Source organism: Cellulosimicrobium sp. SJTW-1 (genome assembly GCF_047716875.1).
Classification (GTDB): Bacteria; Actinomycetota; Actinomycetes; order Actinomycetales; family Cellulomonadaceae; genus Cellulosimicrobium; species Cellulosimicrobium funkei.
Genome location: NZ_CP136680.1, coordinates 2,661,621 through 2,677,798 on the forward strand (window position 1 = coordinate 2,661,621; position 16,178 = coordinate 2,677,798).

16 protein-coding genes are annotated in these 16,178 nt (G+C 75.1%); 9 read left to right on the forward strand and 7 right to left on the reverse strand.

What is annotated here, in order from left to right:
- Nucleotides 1-3: 3 nt before the first annotated feature.
- Nucleotides 4-939: an NADP-dependent oxidoreductase gene (locus tag RSE42_RS12130; protein ID WP_415296389.1), complete on the forward strand. Its 936-nt coding sequence runs from the start codon at nucleotides 4-6 to the stop codon at nucleotides 937-939.
- 80 nt (nucleotides 940-1,019) lie between these two features.
- Here RSE42_RS12130 and RSE42_RS12135 read toward each other — a convergent pair whose 3' ends face one another.
- Nucleotides 1,020-1,412, reverse strand: coding sequence for a cupin domain-containing protein (locus RSE42_RS12135; protein WP_085387683.1), 393 nt, complete (start codon nucleotides 1,410-1,412; stop codon nucleotides 1,020-1,022).
- Nucleotides 1,413-1,558: 146 nt separating this feature from the next.
- Here RSE42_RS12135 and RSE42_RS12140 point away from each other — a divergent pair, with 146 nt between their 5' ends.
- Entirely contained in the window at nucleotides 1,559-2,737 is a 1,179-nt protein-coding gene (locus tag RSE42_RS12140; RefSeq protein WP_415296391.1) for a M24 family metallopeptidase, read from the forward strand.
- A gap of 43 nt (nucleotides 2,738-2,780) precedes the next feature.
- Here RSE42_RS12140 and RSE42_RS12145 read toward each other — a convergent pair whose 3' ends face one another.
- Both RSE42_RS12145 and bioB read right to left on the reverse strand, forming a co-directional pair.
- A complete protein-coding gene (locus RSE42_RS12145) occupies nucleotides 2,781-4,193 on the reverse strand; it encodes an MFS transporter (protein WP_415296393.1) in 1,413 nt (470 codons plus the stop codon).
- A 27-nt stretch (nucleotides 4,194-4,220) separates the two neighbouring features.
- Nucleotides 4,221-5,294: a biotin synthase BioB gene (bioB, locus tag RSE42_RS12150; protein ID WP_415296395.1), complete on the reverse strand. Its 1,074-nt coding sequence runs from the start codon at nucleotides 5,292-5,294 to the stop codon at nucleotides 4,221-4,223.
- A 220-nt stretch (nucleotides 5,295-5,514) separates the two neighbouring features.
- Between bioB and RSE42_RS12155 the strand changes: the two genes are divergently transcribed.
- The 4 genes from RSE42_RS12155 (at nucleotide 5,515) to mqo (ending at nucleotide 9,502) form a co-directional block, all read left to right on the forward strand.
- The gene (locus tag RSE42_RS12155; protein WP_415296397.1) at nucleotides 5,515-6,120 is read left to right on the forward strand and encodes a TetR/AcrR family transcriptional regulator; all 606 of its coding nucleotides are present in this window, start codon (nucleotides 5,515-5,517) and stop codon (nucleotides 6,118-6,120) included.
- Complete coding sequence (locus RSE42_RS12160; RefSeq protein WP_409141457.1) at nucleotides 6,117-6,791, forward strand: pyridoxal 5'-phosphate synthase; 675 nt, start codon at nucleotides 6,117-6,119, stop codon at nucleotides 6,789-6,791. Before RSE42_RS12155 ends, RSE42_RS12160 begins: the two co-directional genes overlap by 4 nt.
- Nucleotides 6,782-7,687: a maleylpyruvate isomerase family mycothiol-dependent enzyme gene (locus RSE42_RS12165; protein ID WP_415296399.1), complete on the forward strand. Its 906-nt coding sequence runs from the start codon at nucleotides 6,782-6,784 to the stop codon at nucleotides 7,685-7,687. The genes RSE42_RS12160 and RSE42_RS12165 overlap by 10 nt, the downstream gene beginning before the upstream one ends.
- 294 nt (nucleotides 7,688-7,981) lie before the next feature.
- Complete coding sequence (gene mqo, locus RSE42_RS12170; protein WP_144722588.1) at nucleotides 7,982-9,502, forward strand: malate dehydrogenase (quinone); 1,521 nt, start codon at nucleotides 7,982-7,984, stop codon at nucleotides 9,500-9,502.
- Between the two features lie 164 nt (nucleotides 9,503-9,666).
- Here the strand turns inward: mqo and RSE42_RS12175 are convergent, their stop codons facing one another.
- Nucleotides 9,667-10,089 carry a hypothetical protein gene (locus RSE42_RS12175; RefSeq protein WP_415296400.1) on the reverse strand — a complete coding sequence of 141 codons (423 nt, stop codon included), beginning with the start codon at nucleotides 10,087-10,089 and terminating at the stop codon, nucleotides 9,667-9,669.
- Nucleotides 10,090-10,179: 90 nt separating this feature from the next.
- Here RSE42_RS12175 and RSE42_RS12180 point away from each other — a divergent pair, with 90 nt between their 5' ends.
- A complete protein-coding gene (locus tag RSE42_RS12180) occupies nucleotides 10,180-11,133 on the forward strand; it encodes a helix-turn-helix domain-containing protein (protein WP_086151134.1) in 954 nt (317 codons plus the stop codon).
- 153 nt (nucleotides 11,134-11,286) lie between these two features.
- Nucleotides 11,287-12,396 (forward strand): fatty acid desaturase family protein, encoded by a 1,110-nt coding sequence (locus tag RSE42_RS12185; protein WP_086151135.1) that lies wholly within the window; start codon nucleotides 11,287-11,289, stop codon nucleotides 12,394-12,396.
- Nucleotides 12,397-12,478: 82 nt separating this feature from the next.
- Here RSE42_RS12185 and RSE42_RS12190 read toward each other — a convergent pair whose 3' ends face one another.
- The gene (locus RSE42_RS12190) at nucleotides 12,479-13,306 is read right to left on the reverse strand and encodes a siderophore-interacting protein (RefSeq protein ID WP_232322538.1); all 828 of its coding nucleotides are present in this window, start codon (nucleotides 13,304-13,306) and stop codon (nucleotides 12,479-12,481) included.
- 172 nt (nucleotides 13,307-13,478) lie between these two features.
- Here RSE42_RS12190 and RSE42_RS12195 point away from each other — a divergent pair, with 172 nt between their 5' ends.
- The gene (locus tag RSE42_RS12195) at nucleotides 13,479-13,697 is read left to right on the forward strand and encodes an SCO4848 family membrane protein (protein WP_086151137.1); all 219 of its coding nucleotides are present in this window, start codon (nucleotides 13,479-13,481) and stop codon (nucleotides 13,695-13,697) included.
- Between the two features lie 58 nt (nucleotides 13,698-13,755).
- Here RSE42_RS12195 and RSE42_RS12200 read toward each other — a convergent pair whose 3' ends face one another.
- The gene (locus RSE42_RS12200) at nucleotides 13,756-14,988 is read right to left on the reverse strand and encodes an MFS transporter (RefSeq protein WP_144722592.1); all 1,233 of its coding nucleotides are present in this window, start codon (nucleotides 14,986-14,988) and stop codon (nucleotides 13,756-13,758) included.
- On the reverse strand, nucleotides 14,985-15,950 hold the full coding sequence (locus tag RSE42_RS12205; protein WP_198947322.1) for a LysR family transcriptional regulator: 966 nt from the start codon (nucleotides 15,948-15,950) through the stop codon (nucleotides 14,985-14,987). Before RSE42_RS12205 ends, RSE42_RS12200 begins: the two co-directional genes overlap by 4 nt.
- Nucleotides 15,951-16,178 lie beyond the last annotated feature (228 nt).

The following is a 16,178-nucleotide window of genomic DNA, read 5'->3' on the forward strand; positions in this document are numbered from 1 at the left end:
CGTATGCGAGCCATCACCTACTCCCGCTACGGCGGCCCCGACGTCCTCGAGACGACCGACCTCCCGACCCCCAAGGTCGGCCCCGACTCCGTCCTCGTGCGCGTGCGCGCCGCGAGCGTGAACCCGGTGGACTGGAAGGTCCGGGAGGGGTACCTCGACCAGGTCATGGACGCCATCTTCCCCGTCGTGCCCGGCTGGGACGTGGCGGGCGTCGTCGAGCGCGTGGGCCTGGACACCCCCGAGCTCCAGGTCGGCGACGAGGTGTACGGGTACGTGCGCAAGGACGTCGTGGGCGGCGAGGTCTCGGGCGGCACGTTCGCCGAGCTCGTCGCGGCGCCCGTCCGGACGCTGGCGCGCAAGCCGGCGGCGTGGTCGTTCGAGGAGGCGGCGGCCGTGCCCCTCGCGGGGCTGACGGCGTACCAGACCATCCGACGCACCGGGCTCGCCGCGGGCCAGACGGTGCTCGTGCACGCCGCCGCCGGCGGCGTCGGGTCGTTCGCCGTCCAGATCGCGCAGGCGCTCGGGGCGCGCGTCCTCGGGACGGCGTCGGAGCGCAACCACGACTTCCTGCGCTCGCTCGGCGCGGAGCCGGTGACGTACGGCGAGGGGCTCGCGGAGCGGGTCCGGGCGCTCGCGCCCGAGGGCGTGGACGTGGTCCTCGACTACGTGGGCGGCGACGCGCTCGACTCGGTCCCGCAGGTGCTGCGCGACGGCGGCACGGTCGCCTCGATCACGGACGCGCGGGCCCGCGACGAGCTGGGCGGGCACTACGTGTGGGTGCGCCCCGACGCGGCCGACCTCGCCGAGCTCGCTCGGCTCGGCGACGAGGGCCTGCTGCGCCCGGAGGTCGCGGAGGTCTTCGACCTCGCCGACGCCGCCGACGCGCACCGCGCGAGCCAGTCCGGGCACGTGCGCGGCAAGGTCGTCGTGCGGGTCTGACCCTCCGAGACCGGCCCCGGCGGCGCCCGATCGACCCGCCGCGGGCCGGTCCGGCACGTCCGGGCCGGTCGGGCGGGCCGTCAGGCGGTGGGCGGTTCGCCCGGCAGCTCCCGCAGCGGCGACGTGAGGTCGCCGCCCGCGTCGCCCGTGTTGACCGTCCCCTGCCGCTCGACGAGCACCGCGGAGGTCTCGACGGCGGCACGCGGCCGGTGCTCGACGCCCCGCGGCACCACGAACAGGTCGTGCGGGCCCAGCACGACCGCGCGCTCGACGCCGCTGTCGCGCAGGTCGATCGTCAGCTCGCCGTCGAGGACGAGGAACAGCTCGTCGGTCTCGGGGTGCGTGTGCCAGACGAACTCGCCCAGCACCTTCACCACCTTGACGTCGGCGTCGTTGAGGCTCGCCACGCGGTGCGGCTGCCAGTGCCCGTCGAACGTGTCGAGGGCCGCGAGGAGGTTGCGCACGTCGGTCATGCGAGCAGCCTGCCACTCCCGGACCCGAGCCGGACCGCCCAACCCGCGACGACCGGGACGGACCCGGCCGCCCGAGCGGACCCGCGGCGGACCGCCGTCGGGCCGCTCGGGTCGATCTCGGCGGCGAGCGGTGCCACGCTGGGCTCATGTCGAGCACCGATGCCGCACGTCCGGGGGCCGCGTTCGGTCCCGAGGTCTACGCCGCGCGTCGCGAGCGCGCCGCCGCGCACGCGCGCGAGGCCGGTCTCACGGGGCTGCTCGTCTCGCCCGGCCCCGACCTCGCGTACTTCACCGGGTACGCGCCGCCGGAGACGGAGCGGCTGACGCTGCTCACGATCCCCGCCGAGGGGACCGGGACGACCGGCGGCGCGTCCGTCGTCGTGCCGCTGCTCGAGCGGGGCGACCTGGCCTCCGCCCCCGGCGCGGAGGGCCTCGACGTCGTGACGTGGCGCGACGGCGACGACGAGCACGACGCCGCGGCGCGACTCCTCGCCGCGGACGGCACCTACGCCGTCTCGGACGCCACGTGGGCGCTGCACGTGCTCGGGCTCCAGCGCGCGCTGCCCGGCGCCCGCCTCACCGCGTTCTCCGACGCCGTCCCGACGCTGCGGGCCGTCAAGGACGCCGCGGAGGTGGAGCGCCTCGCCGCGGCGGGCGCGGCCGCCGACGCCGCGTTCGCGGACGTCCTGGGCGTCGCGTTCGCGGGCCGGCGCGAGCGGGACGTCGCGGCCGACCTCGACCGGTTCCTGCGCGAGCACGGGCACGAGCAGGTCGACTTCACGCTCGTGTGCTCCGGCCCGAACGGCGCCGACCCCCACCACGACGCGGGCGACCGCGTCATCGAGCCCGGCGACCTCGTCGTGCTCGACTTCGGCGGGCTGCGCGACGGGTACGGGTCGGACACCTCGCGGACGGTGCTCGTCGCGGGCGGCACGGACGACGCCCTCGCGGACCAGCAGCGCGAGGTCTACGACGTCGTCCGGCGCGCGCAGCAGGCCGGGGTCGACGCGGTGCGCCCGGGCGCGACGTGCCAGGACGTCGACCGCGCCGCGCGCGCCGTCATCGTCGACGCGGGCTACGGCGAGCAGTTCGTGCACCGCACCGGCCACGGCATCGGCACGACGACGCACGAGCCGCCGTACATGGTGGAGGGCGAGGACCGCCCGATCGAGCCCGGCATGTGCTTCTCCGTCGAGCCGGGCGTGTACCTGCCCGGCCGCTTCGGCGTCCGGATCGAGGACATCGTCGTCGCGTTCCCGCCGGACGTGCCCGACGGCGCACGCCGCCTCAACACCTCGACCCACGACCTGCAGACGGTGCGCTAGCCGTCGGGACGGCGGGCGCGGGTCCTGAGGTCGGCACCTCGCCTCAGCCGCTCTGGTCCGCTCCGGCGCCGGTCGCGCGCACACGGTCGTTGCGGATGCCGACCCAGCTGAGCACGCCGCCGAGGACGAGCAGGCCCGCCGTGACGAGGAGCGAGCGGTGGAAGCCGTCGAGGTCGAGCACGCCGCCGACGATCACCCCCGCGAACGCGATGACGACGAGCCCCGCGACGCGCGACACCGCGTTGTTCACCGCGGAGCCGATGCCGGCGTCGGCCGCGGGGATCGAGCCGAGGATCGCCGACGTCAGCGGCGCGACCGTCATCGCGAGGCCCAGGCCGAAGAGCACGAGGCCCGGCAGGACCTGGGTGACGTACACGGCGTCGTCGGTCGTCGTGAGCAGGAGCAGGTAGCCGGCCCCGCCGACGATCGGGCCGAGCGTCATGAACAGGCGCGGGCCGTAGCGGCCCGCGAGCGCCCCGAACCGCGTCGACAGGGCCAGGAGCACGAGCGTGACGGGGAGCTGGGCGAGCCCGGCGGCGGTCGCGCTGTACCCGCCGACCTGCTGGAGGAAGAGCGTGACGACGAACCCGCCGAAGTACAGCGCGCCGTAGATCGCCGCGGTCGCGAGGTTGCCCCACGCGAAGTTGCGCACCCGGAACAGGCGCGGCGGCAGCATCGGGTCCGGGGCGCGGCGCTCCCACCCCACGAACGCGGCGAGGCACACGACCCCCACGGCGAACGGCCCCCACACCACGGGGCTCGCCCACCCGAAGCGGCCCTGCTCGATGAGCGCGAACACCGTGCCCGCGAGCCCGACGGCGGCGAGCGTCGCCCCGAGCGTGTCGATGCGCCGTCGCCCACCCGGGCCCGCCGCGGCGCCCGGCTCCTCCGCCGCGGACCGGGGCACGCCGCGCAGCAGCCACAGCGTGACGGCGACGGGGAGCACGTTGATCCAGAAGACCCAGCGCCACGAGATCGCGTCGATGAGGATGCCGCCGAGCAGCGGCCCGACGAGCGACGCGGTGCTGGTCCACGCGGTCCAGGAGCCGATCGCGCGGGCCTGCCGCTCGCCGTCGAACGTGGAGATGATCATGGCGAGCGAGCTGGGCACGAGCAGGGCGCCCGCGACGCCCTGGAGGCCGCGCGCGACGACGAGGACGAGGCCGTCGGGCGCGAGCGCGCACGCGACCGACGTCACGGCGAACCCGACGAGCCCGATCGCCATGATGCGGCGGCGCCCGTGGACGTCCGACAGCGACCCGGCCAGGAGGATGAGCGCGCCGAGCGTGATCATGTACGCGTCGACGACCCACTGCTGCAGCGCGAGACCGGTGACCGGCCCGGTGGTGAGCTCGGCGGAGATCGCGGGCAGCGCGACGTTGACCACCGAGCCGTCCAGGAACGACACGAACGACGCGAGGACCGCGACCACCAGCACCCGCTGCTGCACCGTCACGCCCTCACGCTACGACGGTCGCGGCGATCAGGCGTTGGGAGCGACGTCCGTCCCCGCCCCGCGGCGGCGCGGCACGACGCGCGACGGCGCCGTCCGCCCGGCGGGTCCGGGCACCTCCTCGACCTCGAGGCCGGCGTCCGCGATCATCGCGAGGTCCGCGGCGGCGTCCTGCCCCTCCGCCGTGAGGTAGTCGCCGAGGAACAGCGAGCTGGCGACGTGCAGGGCGAGCGGCTGGAGGGCTCGCAGGTGGAGCTCCCGCCCGGCGCCCAGGCGCAGCTCGGCCCGGGGCAGCGCGAACCGCGCGGCGGCGAGGATCCGCAGGCACCGTTGCGGCGTGAGCTCGTGCCGGCCGGCGAGCGGCGTCCCCTCGAAGGGCACGAGGAAGTTGACCGGGACGGAGTCCGGGTCGAGCGCCCACAGCTCCAGGAGCACGTCGACCAGCTGCTCGGGGGTCTCCCCCGCCCCCGCGATGAGCCCCGAGCAGGCCGACAGCCCGGCGCCCTGGACGCGCCGGACGGTCGCGACGCGGTCCGCGTAGTCGTGGGTCGTGCAGATCTCGGGGTAGGCGTCCTCCGACGCGTTGAGGTTGTGGTTGTAGGCGTAGGCGCCCGCGTCGCGCAGGCGCTCGGCCTGGCCGTCGGACAGCAGCCCGAGGCACGCGCAGACCTCGACGCCGGGGTGCTCCTCGACGATCTGGGAGACGACCCCGCAGACGCGGGTCACGTCGCGCTCCGTGGGGCCGCGCCCGCTCGCGACGAGGCACACGCGCGACGCCCCGGCGTCGATCCCCGCGCGCGCCGCTCCGAGCGCCTCGGGCGCGCGGAGCCACGTGTACCGCAGGATCTCCGCCGCGGACCCGAGGCGTTGGGAGCAGTACGTGCAGTCCTCGGGGCACAGCCCGGACTTGAGGTTGACGAGGTAGGCGAGCTTCACGCGCCGGCCGAACCACCGGCGTCGGACCCGGGCCGCGGCCGCGACGACGTCGAGGAGGTCGTCGTCGCCGCTCGCGAGAACGGCGAGGAGGCTGTCCGCAGAGGGCACCTCCTCGCGCGTCGTGGCGGAGACGAGGTCGTCGAGCAGTGCGGCGAGGTCCTGGTCCATGGGTCGATCGTGGCGACGCGCGCCGCACGGGCCCGTGCACGATCTCTCCAGCGTCCGGCCGCACGGACGGGAGAGCCCGACGACGCGTTGGTGACGGTCCACAAGACCGGTGCCGCGGGACCGTCGCTCTCCCCGAGGCGCAGGTCGCACCACGTCGGCCGCCCCGGCTCGTCCACGACATACCTAGCGGTAGGTATGGTCGCCCGCTAGGCTGCGGACCATGCCGTCCGACACGCGACCCGAGCCACGCGCGGAGGCGCCCGGCTCGACCCGGGACCGCCTCGTCGCCGCCGCGCAGGAGCTCTTCTGGGCCCAGGGCGTCGGCGCGACGAGCCCGCGCCAGGTCCTCGCCGCGAGCGGGGTCGGGCAGGGCAGCCTCTACCACCACTTCCCCACGAAGCTCGACCTCGCCGCCGCGGCCGTGCACGCCACGACGACCGCGGGCCTCGACGCCGCACGCCGCGACCTCGGCGCGCAGGGCTCCGCCGTCGAGCGCCTCGTCCGCTATCTCGAACGCCCGCGGCCCGCGCTCGCCGGCTGCAAGGTCGGGCGCCTCGTGAGCGACCAGGCCGTCATGGACGACGCCGCGCTCGCCGCTGAGGTGCGCGCCTACTTCCGCGGGCTCGTCGACCTGGCCGCCGCCGTCCTCGTCGAGGGCGGGCTGCCCGACGACGCGGCGCGCGACCGCGCGCACGCCGCCGTCGCCGTCGTGCAGGGCGGGTACGTCCTCGCGCGCGCCCTCGACGACCCGGACGCGATGTCCGCCGCCGCGCGGGGCTTCGTCGCCCTGCTCGACCCGCTCCCGACCACCTCGGAGGACGCATGACCGACGCCGACCGCCCGTCCCTGCGCGAGCGCCTGCGCGCCCTGCCCGTCTTCGGCCCCGACCTCCCCGGTCTCGACGTCGACGCCGCACCCGACGACCCGGGCACGCTCTTCGTCCGCTGGCTCGACGACGCGATCGACGCCGGGCTGCCCGCACCGCACGCCGCCACCCTCTCGACCGCCGACGCGAGCGGCCGCGTGGACGCGCGGACGCTCATCCTCAAGGACGTCGACGGCGACGGGTGGGTCTTCGCGACGCGCGCCGACTCCCCCAAGGGCGTCGCGCTCGCGCAGAACCCGAACGCCGCCCTGACGTTCTTCTGGCGCGAGCACGGTCGGCAGGTCCGCGTGCGGGGGCCCGTCGTGCCGCTGGACGCCGAGACGTCCGCCGCCGACTTCCTGGACCGGTCCGACTTCTCCCGCGCGACCGCCCTCGCCGGGTCGCAGAGCGCCCCGCTCGCGTCCCGCGCCGCCTACCGCGAGGCGTGGGACGCCGCCCTCGACCGCGTGCGGGCGGAGTCCGGGCTCGTCCTCGACGCCTGGACCGCGTACGCGCTCGAGCCGACGAGCGTGGAGTTCTGGGCGTCGTCGGGCGCGGGCCAGACCCGCCTGCGCTACACCGCGGCGTCCGGCGCGCCGACCACCTGGACGAAGGAGCTGCTGTGGCCCTGACCGACGCCCCTGCCCTCACCCCGCCCGACGTCGAGGAGGTCCGGCGCGACGCGCGCGCCGCCCTCGACGCGGTGACCGACGCGGCGCGCGGGCTCGACGCCGCCGGGCTCGACGCGCCGTCGGCACTGCCCGGGTGGTCGCGCAGCCACGTGCTCGCGCACGTCACCGCCATCGGCGAGGCCATGGCACGGCAGGCCGAGCGCGCCGCGCGCGGCGAGCTCGTCGAGGTGTACGACGGCGGCGCGGCCGGGCGCGAGGACGGCATCCGGACGGGCGCGCTGCGCTCGGTCGCGCAGCACGTCGCGGCGCTCGACGCGCTGGCCGACCGCCTCGACGCCGCGTGGCCCACCGCCGGGTCCGCCGGGTGGTCCGCGCCGGTGACGTACCGCGACGGCACGGTCACGGACGCGCTCGTGGCCTGGTGGCGCGAGGTGCGGATCCACGCGGTCGACCTCGACGCCGGCGTCGGCCTCGACTCCTGGCCTCCCGCGCTCGGGCTGCACCTCCTCGACTTCCTCGGGGTCCGGCTCGCGGACGACGTCGTGGTCGAGCTCGACGGGGCACCAGGAGGCCTCGTCGTGGGCGCCGGCGGCGTCCACGTGGGACCGGGCGCTCTTCGCGTCGGACCGGGCGGCCTCCGCATGGCTGCCGGACCTGAGCCCGCGTCCGAAGCAGAGCCCACGCCCGTGGCCGCAGCCGCGCCCACGTCCGCGCGCGGCCGCTGCGCCGTCGTCGTCCACGGCGGCCTCACCGACGTCGCCGCCTGGCTCGCGGGCCGCGCCCCCGGCACCGAGCCCACCGCCCGCCTCGCGGGCGAGCCGGTGAGCCTCCCCGAGATCGGCCCCTGGCCGTCCCCGTACTCCCCGCCGCCGGAGAACCCCACCCCCGCGAGGTAGAGCCCCGGTCGGCCGAGGTAGAGCCCTGGGCCGCCCAGGTAGAGGCGTGGTCGGCTCGTGCACGCGGACCACGGCTCCACCTCGCGAGACCACGGCTCTACCTCGCGGGAGGACGGCTCGGGACCCGTGCTCTCCCTCGCGAGATCGCGGTGCGACCCGGGCGAACGCGGACGGATCGCGCGGTACGCGACGTCCGACCTGCCCGGCTCGGGACCGAGGTCCCGCGAAAGTGTGACGCACGCCCGTGACGCACCGCACAGTTAGTGCACTCTTTCACAAGCGTAGGATCGACATGTGTCGAGTCGAGCGAGCAACCCCGCAAGCAGCGCAGACCAGATCGACGTAGCCCTCATCGGCGGTGGCATCATGAGCGCCACGCTCGGGGCACTCCTGAAGGTCTTGGAGCCCACCTGGACGGTGCGCATCTACGAGCGCCTGGACGCCGTGGCGCAGGAGTCGTCGAACCCGTGGAACAACGCCGGGACGGGTCACGCCGCCCTGTGCGAGCTGAACTACACGCCGGAGAAGCCGGACGGCTCGATCGACATCACCAAGGCGGTGAAGATCAACGAGCAGTTCGAGGTGTCGCGCGAGTTCTGGCACCACCTGCTGACGACGGGCGCGCTGCCGCAGCCCGCGAGCTTCATCTCCCGCACCCCCCACATGACCTTCGTGCGCGGCGCGGAGAACGTCGACTACCTGCGTCGCCGCTTCGAGACGCTGCGCCGCCACCCGCTGTTCAGCGAGCTCGAGTTCACGGACGACCCGGCGGTCATCGCCGAGTGGGCTCCGCTCCTGGTCGCCGAGCGCGACGGCGACGAGCCGGTCGCGGCGACGCGCGCGACGAGCGGGACGGACGTCGACTTCGGCGCCCTCACCGAGCAGCTCGTCGACTACCTCGTCTCGGAGGGCACGCAGCTCTACCTCGAGCACGAGGTGAAGAACCTCAGGAAGACGAAGGACGGCCGCTGGCGCCTGACGGTCAAGGACCGCTCGTGGAACGCCCCGAAGCGCCGCTCGACCGTCGAGGCCCGGTTCGTGTTCGTCGGCGCCGGCGGCGGCGCGCTGCCGCTGCTCCAGGCGGCCGGCATCCCGGAGGCGAAGGGCTACGGCGGCTTCCCGATCAGCGGCGAGTTCCTCCGCACGGACGACCCGGAGCTCGTCGCCCAGCACCAGGCGAAGGTCTACGGCAAGGCCGACGTCGGCTCGCCGCCCATGTCGGTCCCGCACCTGGACACGCGCGTCGTCGACGGCAAGACGTACCTGATGTTCGGCCCCTACGCCGGGTTCAGCCCCAAGTACCTCAAGAAGGGCAAGTACCTCGGGCTGTTCACCTCGCTGCGCCTGCACAACCTCGGCTCGATGGTGGGCGCGGGCCTGAAGAACCTCGACCTCACCCAGTACCTGGTGGGCCAGCTCCTCGCGAGCCCGGAGACCAAGTTCACCGCGCTCCAGGGCTTCATGCCCACCGCGCACCCCAAGCACTGGGAGACCATCACCGCGGGCCAGCGCGTCCAGGTGATCAAGAAGGACAAGGACGGCAAGGGCGTCCTCGAGTTCGGCACCGAGGTCATCGCGGCGGCCGACGGCTCGATCGCCGGCCTGCTCGGCGCCTCGCCGGGCGCCTCGACGGCCGTCCCGGCGATGATCGACCTGCTCGAGCGCTGCTTCCCCGCCCGCTTCACCAAGTGGCGCCCGGAGCTCGCGACGATGATCCCGAGCCTCGGCCACGCGCCGTGGGAGGCGCACGAGCTCGAGGGCCTCGACCAGCTCACGGGCGACGCGGACGTCGACGCGGTCGGCTCGCGCGCCTGACCCGAGCGCGACACCGCTCCCCCGCGAACGGCCCGGACCTCCACGAGGTCCGGGCCGTTCGTGCGTCCGAGGACGCTGCGCGCGTCGAGCAGCACGCGACGGCTCGGCACGAGGGAGGCTCAGGACGCGGCAGCTCGGCGTGCGGGGGCTCAGCGTGCGGGGGCTCAGCGCGCGAGCGGCGTGCCCCGGGTCCCCGGCCGCCGCGGCGCGACGGGCGCGTTCGCCCCGGGGCGCCCGCCCGGCACGGCAGGAGCGGCGCGCACGCCGTCGCGCACGGCCGGGTTGGGCACGACGCGCCGCAGCACGAGCTCGGCCGCGACCTCGTGCGGGTCGACGACGGCGGCCGGCTCGACCGGTCGCGACGCCGCGGCGCGCAGGTCGACGTCCAGGCGCTGCGCGTCACGGTCCCAGCGCTCGCCGTGCACCGACCGGTCCCCGCGCGCGTCCCACGCGGCGCCGTCGGGCCACGCACCGTCGGACCCGGCGGGGAACCACGGTCGCGCGGGATCCTCACGCCGGACCGCGAGGGCCGCGACCGTCGGGCCGACGACGAGGAGAAGAACCACCACACCCCAGAAGATGTCCATGGCTCCACCCTCCCGGCGCACGACCCGCGCCACGAGTGGCAGCACTGACACCTCTCGACAAGATCCTGCCAGCGGCGTAGCGTGCCGAGCATGGTGCGATCCGTTGCGGCCGTCGTGTGCGACGGCCTGGCCCCGTTCGAGTTCGGCGTCGTGTGCGAGGTGTTCGGCCTCGACCGCAGCGACGACGGCGTCCCGTCGTTCGACTTCCGCGTGTGCGGCCCGGTCGCGGGCCGTGCCGTCCGGACGTCGGTGGGCGCGCACGTCGTGCCCGACCACGACCTCTCCGCGACGGACGACGCGGACCTGGTCGTCGTGCCGGCGATCCGCATCGGGACCGACTACCCGCCCGAGGTGCTCGACGCCGTCCGCCGCGCGTCCGACCGCGGCGCCCTGCTGCTCAGCGTGTGCTCGGGCGTGTTCGTGCTCGCGGCCGCGGGCGTCATCGAGGGACGGCGGGTGACGACGCACTGGATGCACGCCGACGAGCTGCGCCGTCGCTACCCGAGCCTCGACATCGACCCCGACGTGCTCTTCGTCGACGACGGCAACCTCATCACGAGCGCCGGCACGGCCGCGGGCATCGACGCGTGCCTGCACCTCGTGCGCCGCGAGCTCGGGGCGCGGGTGGCGAACACGATCGCCCGGCGCATGGTCGTGCCGCCCCAGCGCGACGGCGGGCAGCGCCAGTTCATCGAGCGCCCGGTGCCCGAGTGCGAGGAGGACTCGTTCGGGGAGCTGCTGGAGTGGATGACCGACCACCTCGACGAGCCGCTCACCGTGCGCGACCTCGCCCGCCGGGCCCACACCTCCGAGCGCACGTTCGCGCGCGCTTTCGTCGCGCAGACCGGCACGACCCCGCTCGCGTGGCTGACGTCGCAACGCGTCGCGCACGCGCAGGCGCTGCTCGAGGAGTCCTCGCTGGACCTGGAGGAGGTCGCGCGCCGCAGCGGTTTCGGGTCGGCCGCGCTCCTGCGCCACCACTTCCGGCGGGCGGTCGGGATCACGCCGACGGAGTACCGCCAGACCTTCCGGTTCGCCGCCTGACCCCTCCGGGTGAGGTGTCGCTCCTTCGCGACTCCTTCACCCGGCCCCCTCGCGCGCGCAACCTACGGTCCCGTAGGGTGGGGCCATCTGCACGACGAGCACCTGCTCACCTCCGCGGCTGGGAAGTCGACACCGACACCCCTGCGAGGACACATGACCTCTGCCGCAGTGCGCCCGGGCTTCCGGGCCACCCGCCCTCGGACCGACGAGCCCGGCGCCGTCACCAGCACCTACAGCGCACTGTCTCGCACGGTGCGCGACGCGGGCCTGCTCCACCGCACGCACGCCTACTACCTGTGGACCCTCGGGGTCCTCACGCTCGCGCTCGGCGGCGCGGTCGCCGGGTTCGTGCTCCTGGGCGACTCGTGGTTCCAGCTCCTCATCGCCGGGGCGCTCGGCCTGATCCTCACCCAGTTCGCGTTCGTCGCGCACGAGGCCTCGCACCGGCAGGTGTTCGCGTCCGGCCCGGCGAACGACCGCCTCGGGAAGGTGCTGGCCAACGGCGTCGTCGGCATCAGCCACTCGTGGTGGATGAACAAGCACACGCGCCACCACGCGAACCCGAACCGCCGCGGCAAGGACCCGGACATCGCTCCCGACGTCGTCGTGTTCCTCGAGGAGGACGCGGAGGTCGCGAAGGGCTTCCGGGCGGTCATCAACCGCTACCAGGGCTGGCTGTTCTTCCCGCTCCTCACGCTCGAGGGCGTGAACCTGCACGTGCAGGCGTTCCGCTCGCTCCTCGCCGGCGGCCGCGCGCGCGGCGACGTCCGCACGCGCGTCATCGAGATCGTCACCATCACGCTGCGCCTGTCGCTCTACGTCGGCGCGGTCGTCTGGTTCCTGCCGCTCGGCCTCGCGGCCGCCTTCCTGGGCGTCCAGCTCGCCGTCTTCGGCGTCTACATGGGGGCGTCGTTCGCCCCCAACCACAAGGGCATGGCGATCATCCCCGCCGACAGCAAGATCGACTTCCTGTCCAAGCAGGTCCTCACCTCGCGGAACATCCGCGGCGGCTGGTGGATGAACATCCTCATGGGCGGGCTCAACTTCCAGATCGAGCACCACCTGTTCCCGAGCATGCCGCGCCCGCACCTCGCGCGGGCCCGCGAGATCGTGCGCGAGCACTGCGCGCACCTCGGCCTGCCGTACACGGAGACGAGCCTCGTGCAGTCCTACGCGATCGTCGTCCGGTACCTCAACCGCGTGGGGCTCTCGGCGCGCGACCCGTTCGACTGCCCGATGTTCCGCCAGCTCCGCCGGGTCTGACCGACCCCCCCGCTGCACGACGACCCGCTGCACGACGACCCGCTGCACGACGCCCCGCGCCCGACGGCGCGCGCGGGGCACGTCAGGCGGACGCCGCGTGCCCGTGGCGCCAGTACCCGACGAAGTCGACGTGCGCCTTCGGCACGCCCCGGTCGTTGACCAGGTGGCGGCGCACGCCCGTCGCGAGCGCCGACTCCCCGACCGCGTACGCGTAGACGGGGCCGGCGGGCAGGTCGGCCGACCGTACGGCGTCGAGCGCGAGGTGGCCCGGCTGCAGGTCGAGGCCGCCGCCGCCCGCCGGCCGCGCGCCGTCGCGCGCCAGCCAGCGCAGCTCGACGCCCGCGGGCACGCGGAATTCCTGGGCGTCCGCCGCCTCGGGGACCTCGACCACCGCGAGGCCGCGCGCGTCGTCGGGCAGGGACTCGCAGATCCCCGCGACGGCGGGCAGCCCGGTCTCGTCAGCGACGAGGAGCGTCCAGTCGTGCGGGACGCGCGGGTGGTAGCCGATCCCCTGGTCGAGCAGGCCCACGCGGTCCCCCGGCTCGGCGGACAGCGCGAACGAGGACGCGGGCCCCGCGTCGCCGTGCACGACGAAGTCCACGTCCAGCTCGCGCAGGTCCGGGCGCACGGCCCGCACGGTGTAGTTCCGCACCCACGGCCGGCGCGCCTTGGGCGTGGCGAGGTACTGGACGTACCAGAGGCCCGACGCGCGGGTCGGCAGCCGCAGCGCGTCCTGGTCCTCCCGCGGGAGGAAGAGCCGGAACCACTGGTCGAACCCCAGCGGGGTGAAGAGGTCCAGCTCGTCTCCCCCGAGCGTGACCCGCACGACGTTCGGACTGACCCGCTCGCGCCCGACGACGCTCAGCGTGACGACGTGCGCGTCCTGGGGCTTGACGGTCTTGACGGACACCGGCTGCTCCTCGTGCGACGCCCGGCTCCCCGGGCGGAACGGCGGCCCCGCGAGCGCGTCGACCACGAGAGAGGTTAGCCTCACCTCACGCCCGCGTCGATGTGCTGGATCCCACACCCTGCCCGCGGCCGCCCCGCCCGAGGCGCCCGACGCCTCCTGGCATGCTCGGGACGTGGAGATCCCCGTCGTCTGGTCCGTGGTCCTGCTCGTCACGGCTGCCTGGAACCTGCTCATCTGGCCGCGCTTCCTCCAGCGCATCGCCAAGGACCCCCGCTCGCGCGACGCCGACGGCCGCGCGACGCGCTTCCTCACCGTGCACGTCGTGCTCATCGCCGTCTCGCTCGTGCTCGCCCTCGCCGTCGGGGTGCTGGGCGTCCTCACGCTCGTCTGAGCCGGGCCGGCGCGCGGCCCGGCCCGACGCCCCACCCCGCACCCGAGCGCGGCCCGGACTAGCGACGTCGGACGAGGTTCGCGAGCGGTGAGTGCCGCGGCACCCACCGCGCGAGCGCGGCCGCCGAGCCGGCGCCGAGCGCCGCCGTCGCCCAGACTCCCGCGGCGAGCGACCCCAGCGCCGCACCGGCCGACAGCACGAGCGGGCCGAGCGCGTCGCCGGTGTCCTGGAACAGGCGCCACACGCTGAGGAAGGTCGGGCGCACGTCCGCGGGCGCGACGTCGGCACCGAGCGTCATGACGATGCCCGAGCCCATGCCGTTCCCGACCCCGAGCACCGCCGCGACGACCGCGAGCGCGGGGGCGGTGTGCGCGAGCGGCAGCACCGCGAGACCGACGGCCATCGTGAGCATGGACGGCACGGCGACCCACAGGCGCCCGAACCGGTCCATGACCTTGCCCGCCGGGTAGAAGAGCAGCATGTCGAGCGCGCCGGAGACGCCGAAGATCAGCGACGTCACCTCGGCGTCCAGCCCCAGGTGCTCGCCCCACAGGGGGATGACGGTCTGCCGGGCCCCGCGGACGGCGCTGACCAGGAGGATCGCCACGCCGAGCGTCGCGAAGAGGTGACGGTGGTCCCGCGCCACGCGGGCGATGCCCACCCGCGGCACGGCCCGGGCGCCGCGCAGCCGAGCACGCCCGGTCTCCGCGTCGTCCGGCCGGACGACGGCGAGCACCACCACCGCGGTGAGGGCGGCGCCCGTCCCGAGCCAGTAGGCGCCGCGCACGTCGGTCGCGGCGATGACCGCCGCGCCCGCGAACGGGCCGAGGAACAGCCCGATGCGGTGCACGCCCGCGAGCGTCGACAGGACGCGCGCCCGGCGCAGCGGGGGTGTGATCTCGGTGAGGTACGCCTGGCGGGCGAGGTTGAAGACGGCGGTCGACGCACCGAGCGCGAGGACCCCCGCCGCGAGGCCCCACAGGGTGGGGGTGAGCGCGATCGTCGCGAAGGCGACCGCCGCGACGCCTCCGGCGAGCAGCATGGCCGCACGGTCGCCGAGGCGCTGGGCGAGCGCTCCGGCGGGCAGGTCGAAGAGGATCTTGCCGATCGGCACGAGCGCGGCCACGAGCCCCGCGACCGTGAGGCTCGCGCCCCGGCCCGTGGCCGTGACCGCGACGACCGGCAGCATGGCCCCCACGCCGATCTCGAGGACGAGCGTGGGGAGGAACGCGCCGAGGACGACGCTGCGCAGCGGGAAGAGCGGTGCGTCGGTGCCCGCGGGGGCGGTCACCGGGCCTCCGCCACGGCCTCGACAGCAGGGCTCGGCACCTCGACACCCGTGCGCGACGCCGCGGCGCCCGTCCGGGCGACCTCGACGCCGCGGCACGCGGGGGCGTCGGCGAGGAGCTCCAGGAGCTGCGGCGCGGCCGAGGCGCCGCGGTCCCAGCGCCCCGTGACGACGGAGACGACCCAGCTCGGCGCACCGCCCTCCGGCAGCGCGAGCGTCACGAGACGCTCGGCCTCCGGCTTGCCCGCGACGTGGCGCGGCACGAGCGCGATGCCGAGCCCGCGGTCGACGAGCTCGAGGAGCGTGTGCACGTCGTTGACGGAGCACCGCACGCGCCGGTGGACGCCGTGCGCGGCGCACGTCGCGTCGTTGACCGGCCGCGCGCCCCACGAGGGGTCGAAGTCGACGAACTCCTGGCCCGAGAGGTCGGACCACTCGACCCGACCCCTCCCGGCGAGCGGGTGCTCCGGCGCGCACACGAGCACGAGCGGCTCGCTGCCCAGGACCGTCTGGGACAGCGGCCCCAGATGCTCGGTGGTCGCGACGAACGCGACGTCGAGGTCGCCCTCACGGACGCGCGCGAGGAGGTCGTGCGAGCCCGCCTGTGCGAAGTGGATCTCCACCTGCGGGTAGCGCCGGTGGAAGCGCTCGAGCAGGGCGGTCACGTCGAGGACGCCCAGGCACTGCTCCGAGCCGACGCGCAGCGAGCCGGACAGCGCGTGCGTCGCCCGCACGACCGCGTCGCGAGCGGCCGCCGCCTGCGCGAGCATGGAGCGTGCGTGCGGGAGCAGCGCGAGACCGGCCTCGGTGGGCTCGACGCGCCGCGTCGTCCGCGTGAACAGGCTCGCGCCGAGCTCCTCCTCCAGGCTGCGGACCGCGGCGGAGAGCCCCGACTGCGAGACGCCGACGAGCTGGGCGGCCCGGGTGAACTGGCGTTCGTCCGCGAGCGCGACGAGGTACTCCATCTGACGAAGGTCCATTGACCACTCACAGTTCTCTATCTGACAAATACTAGTTGTTAGACTTCTAGGTTATCGCTTCCTAGGCTCGACCCGTCGCGGCCGACCGGGCTCGACTCGGGTCGCCCGGCACCCCGCCCCCGGCGGACGACGTCCCTTCCTACCCCCGACCCGGGACCCCCCTGGGGCAGTGCACTCTCGGATCCCGGACACCGACGTCGCGCACCCGACCCG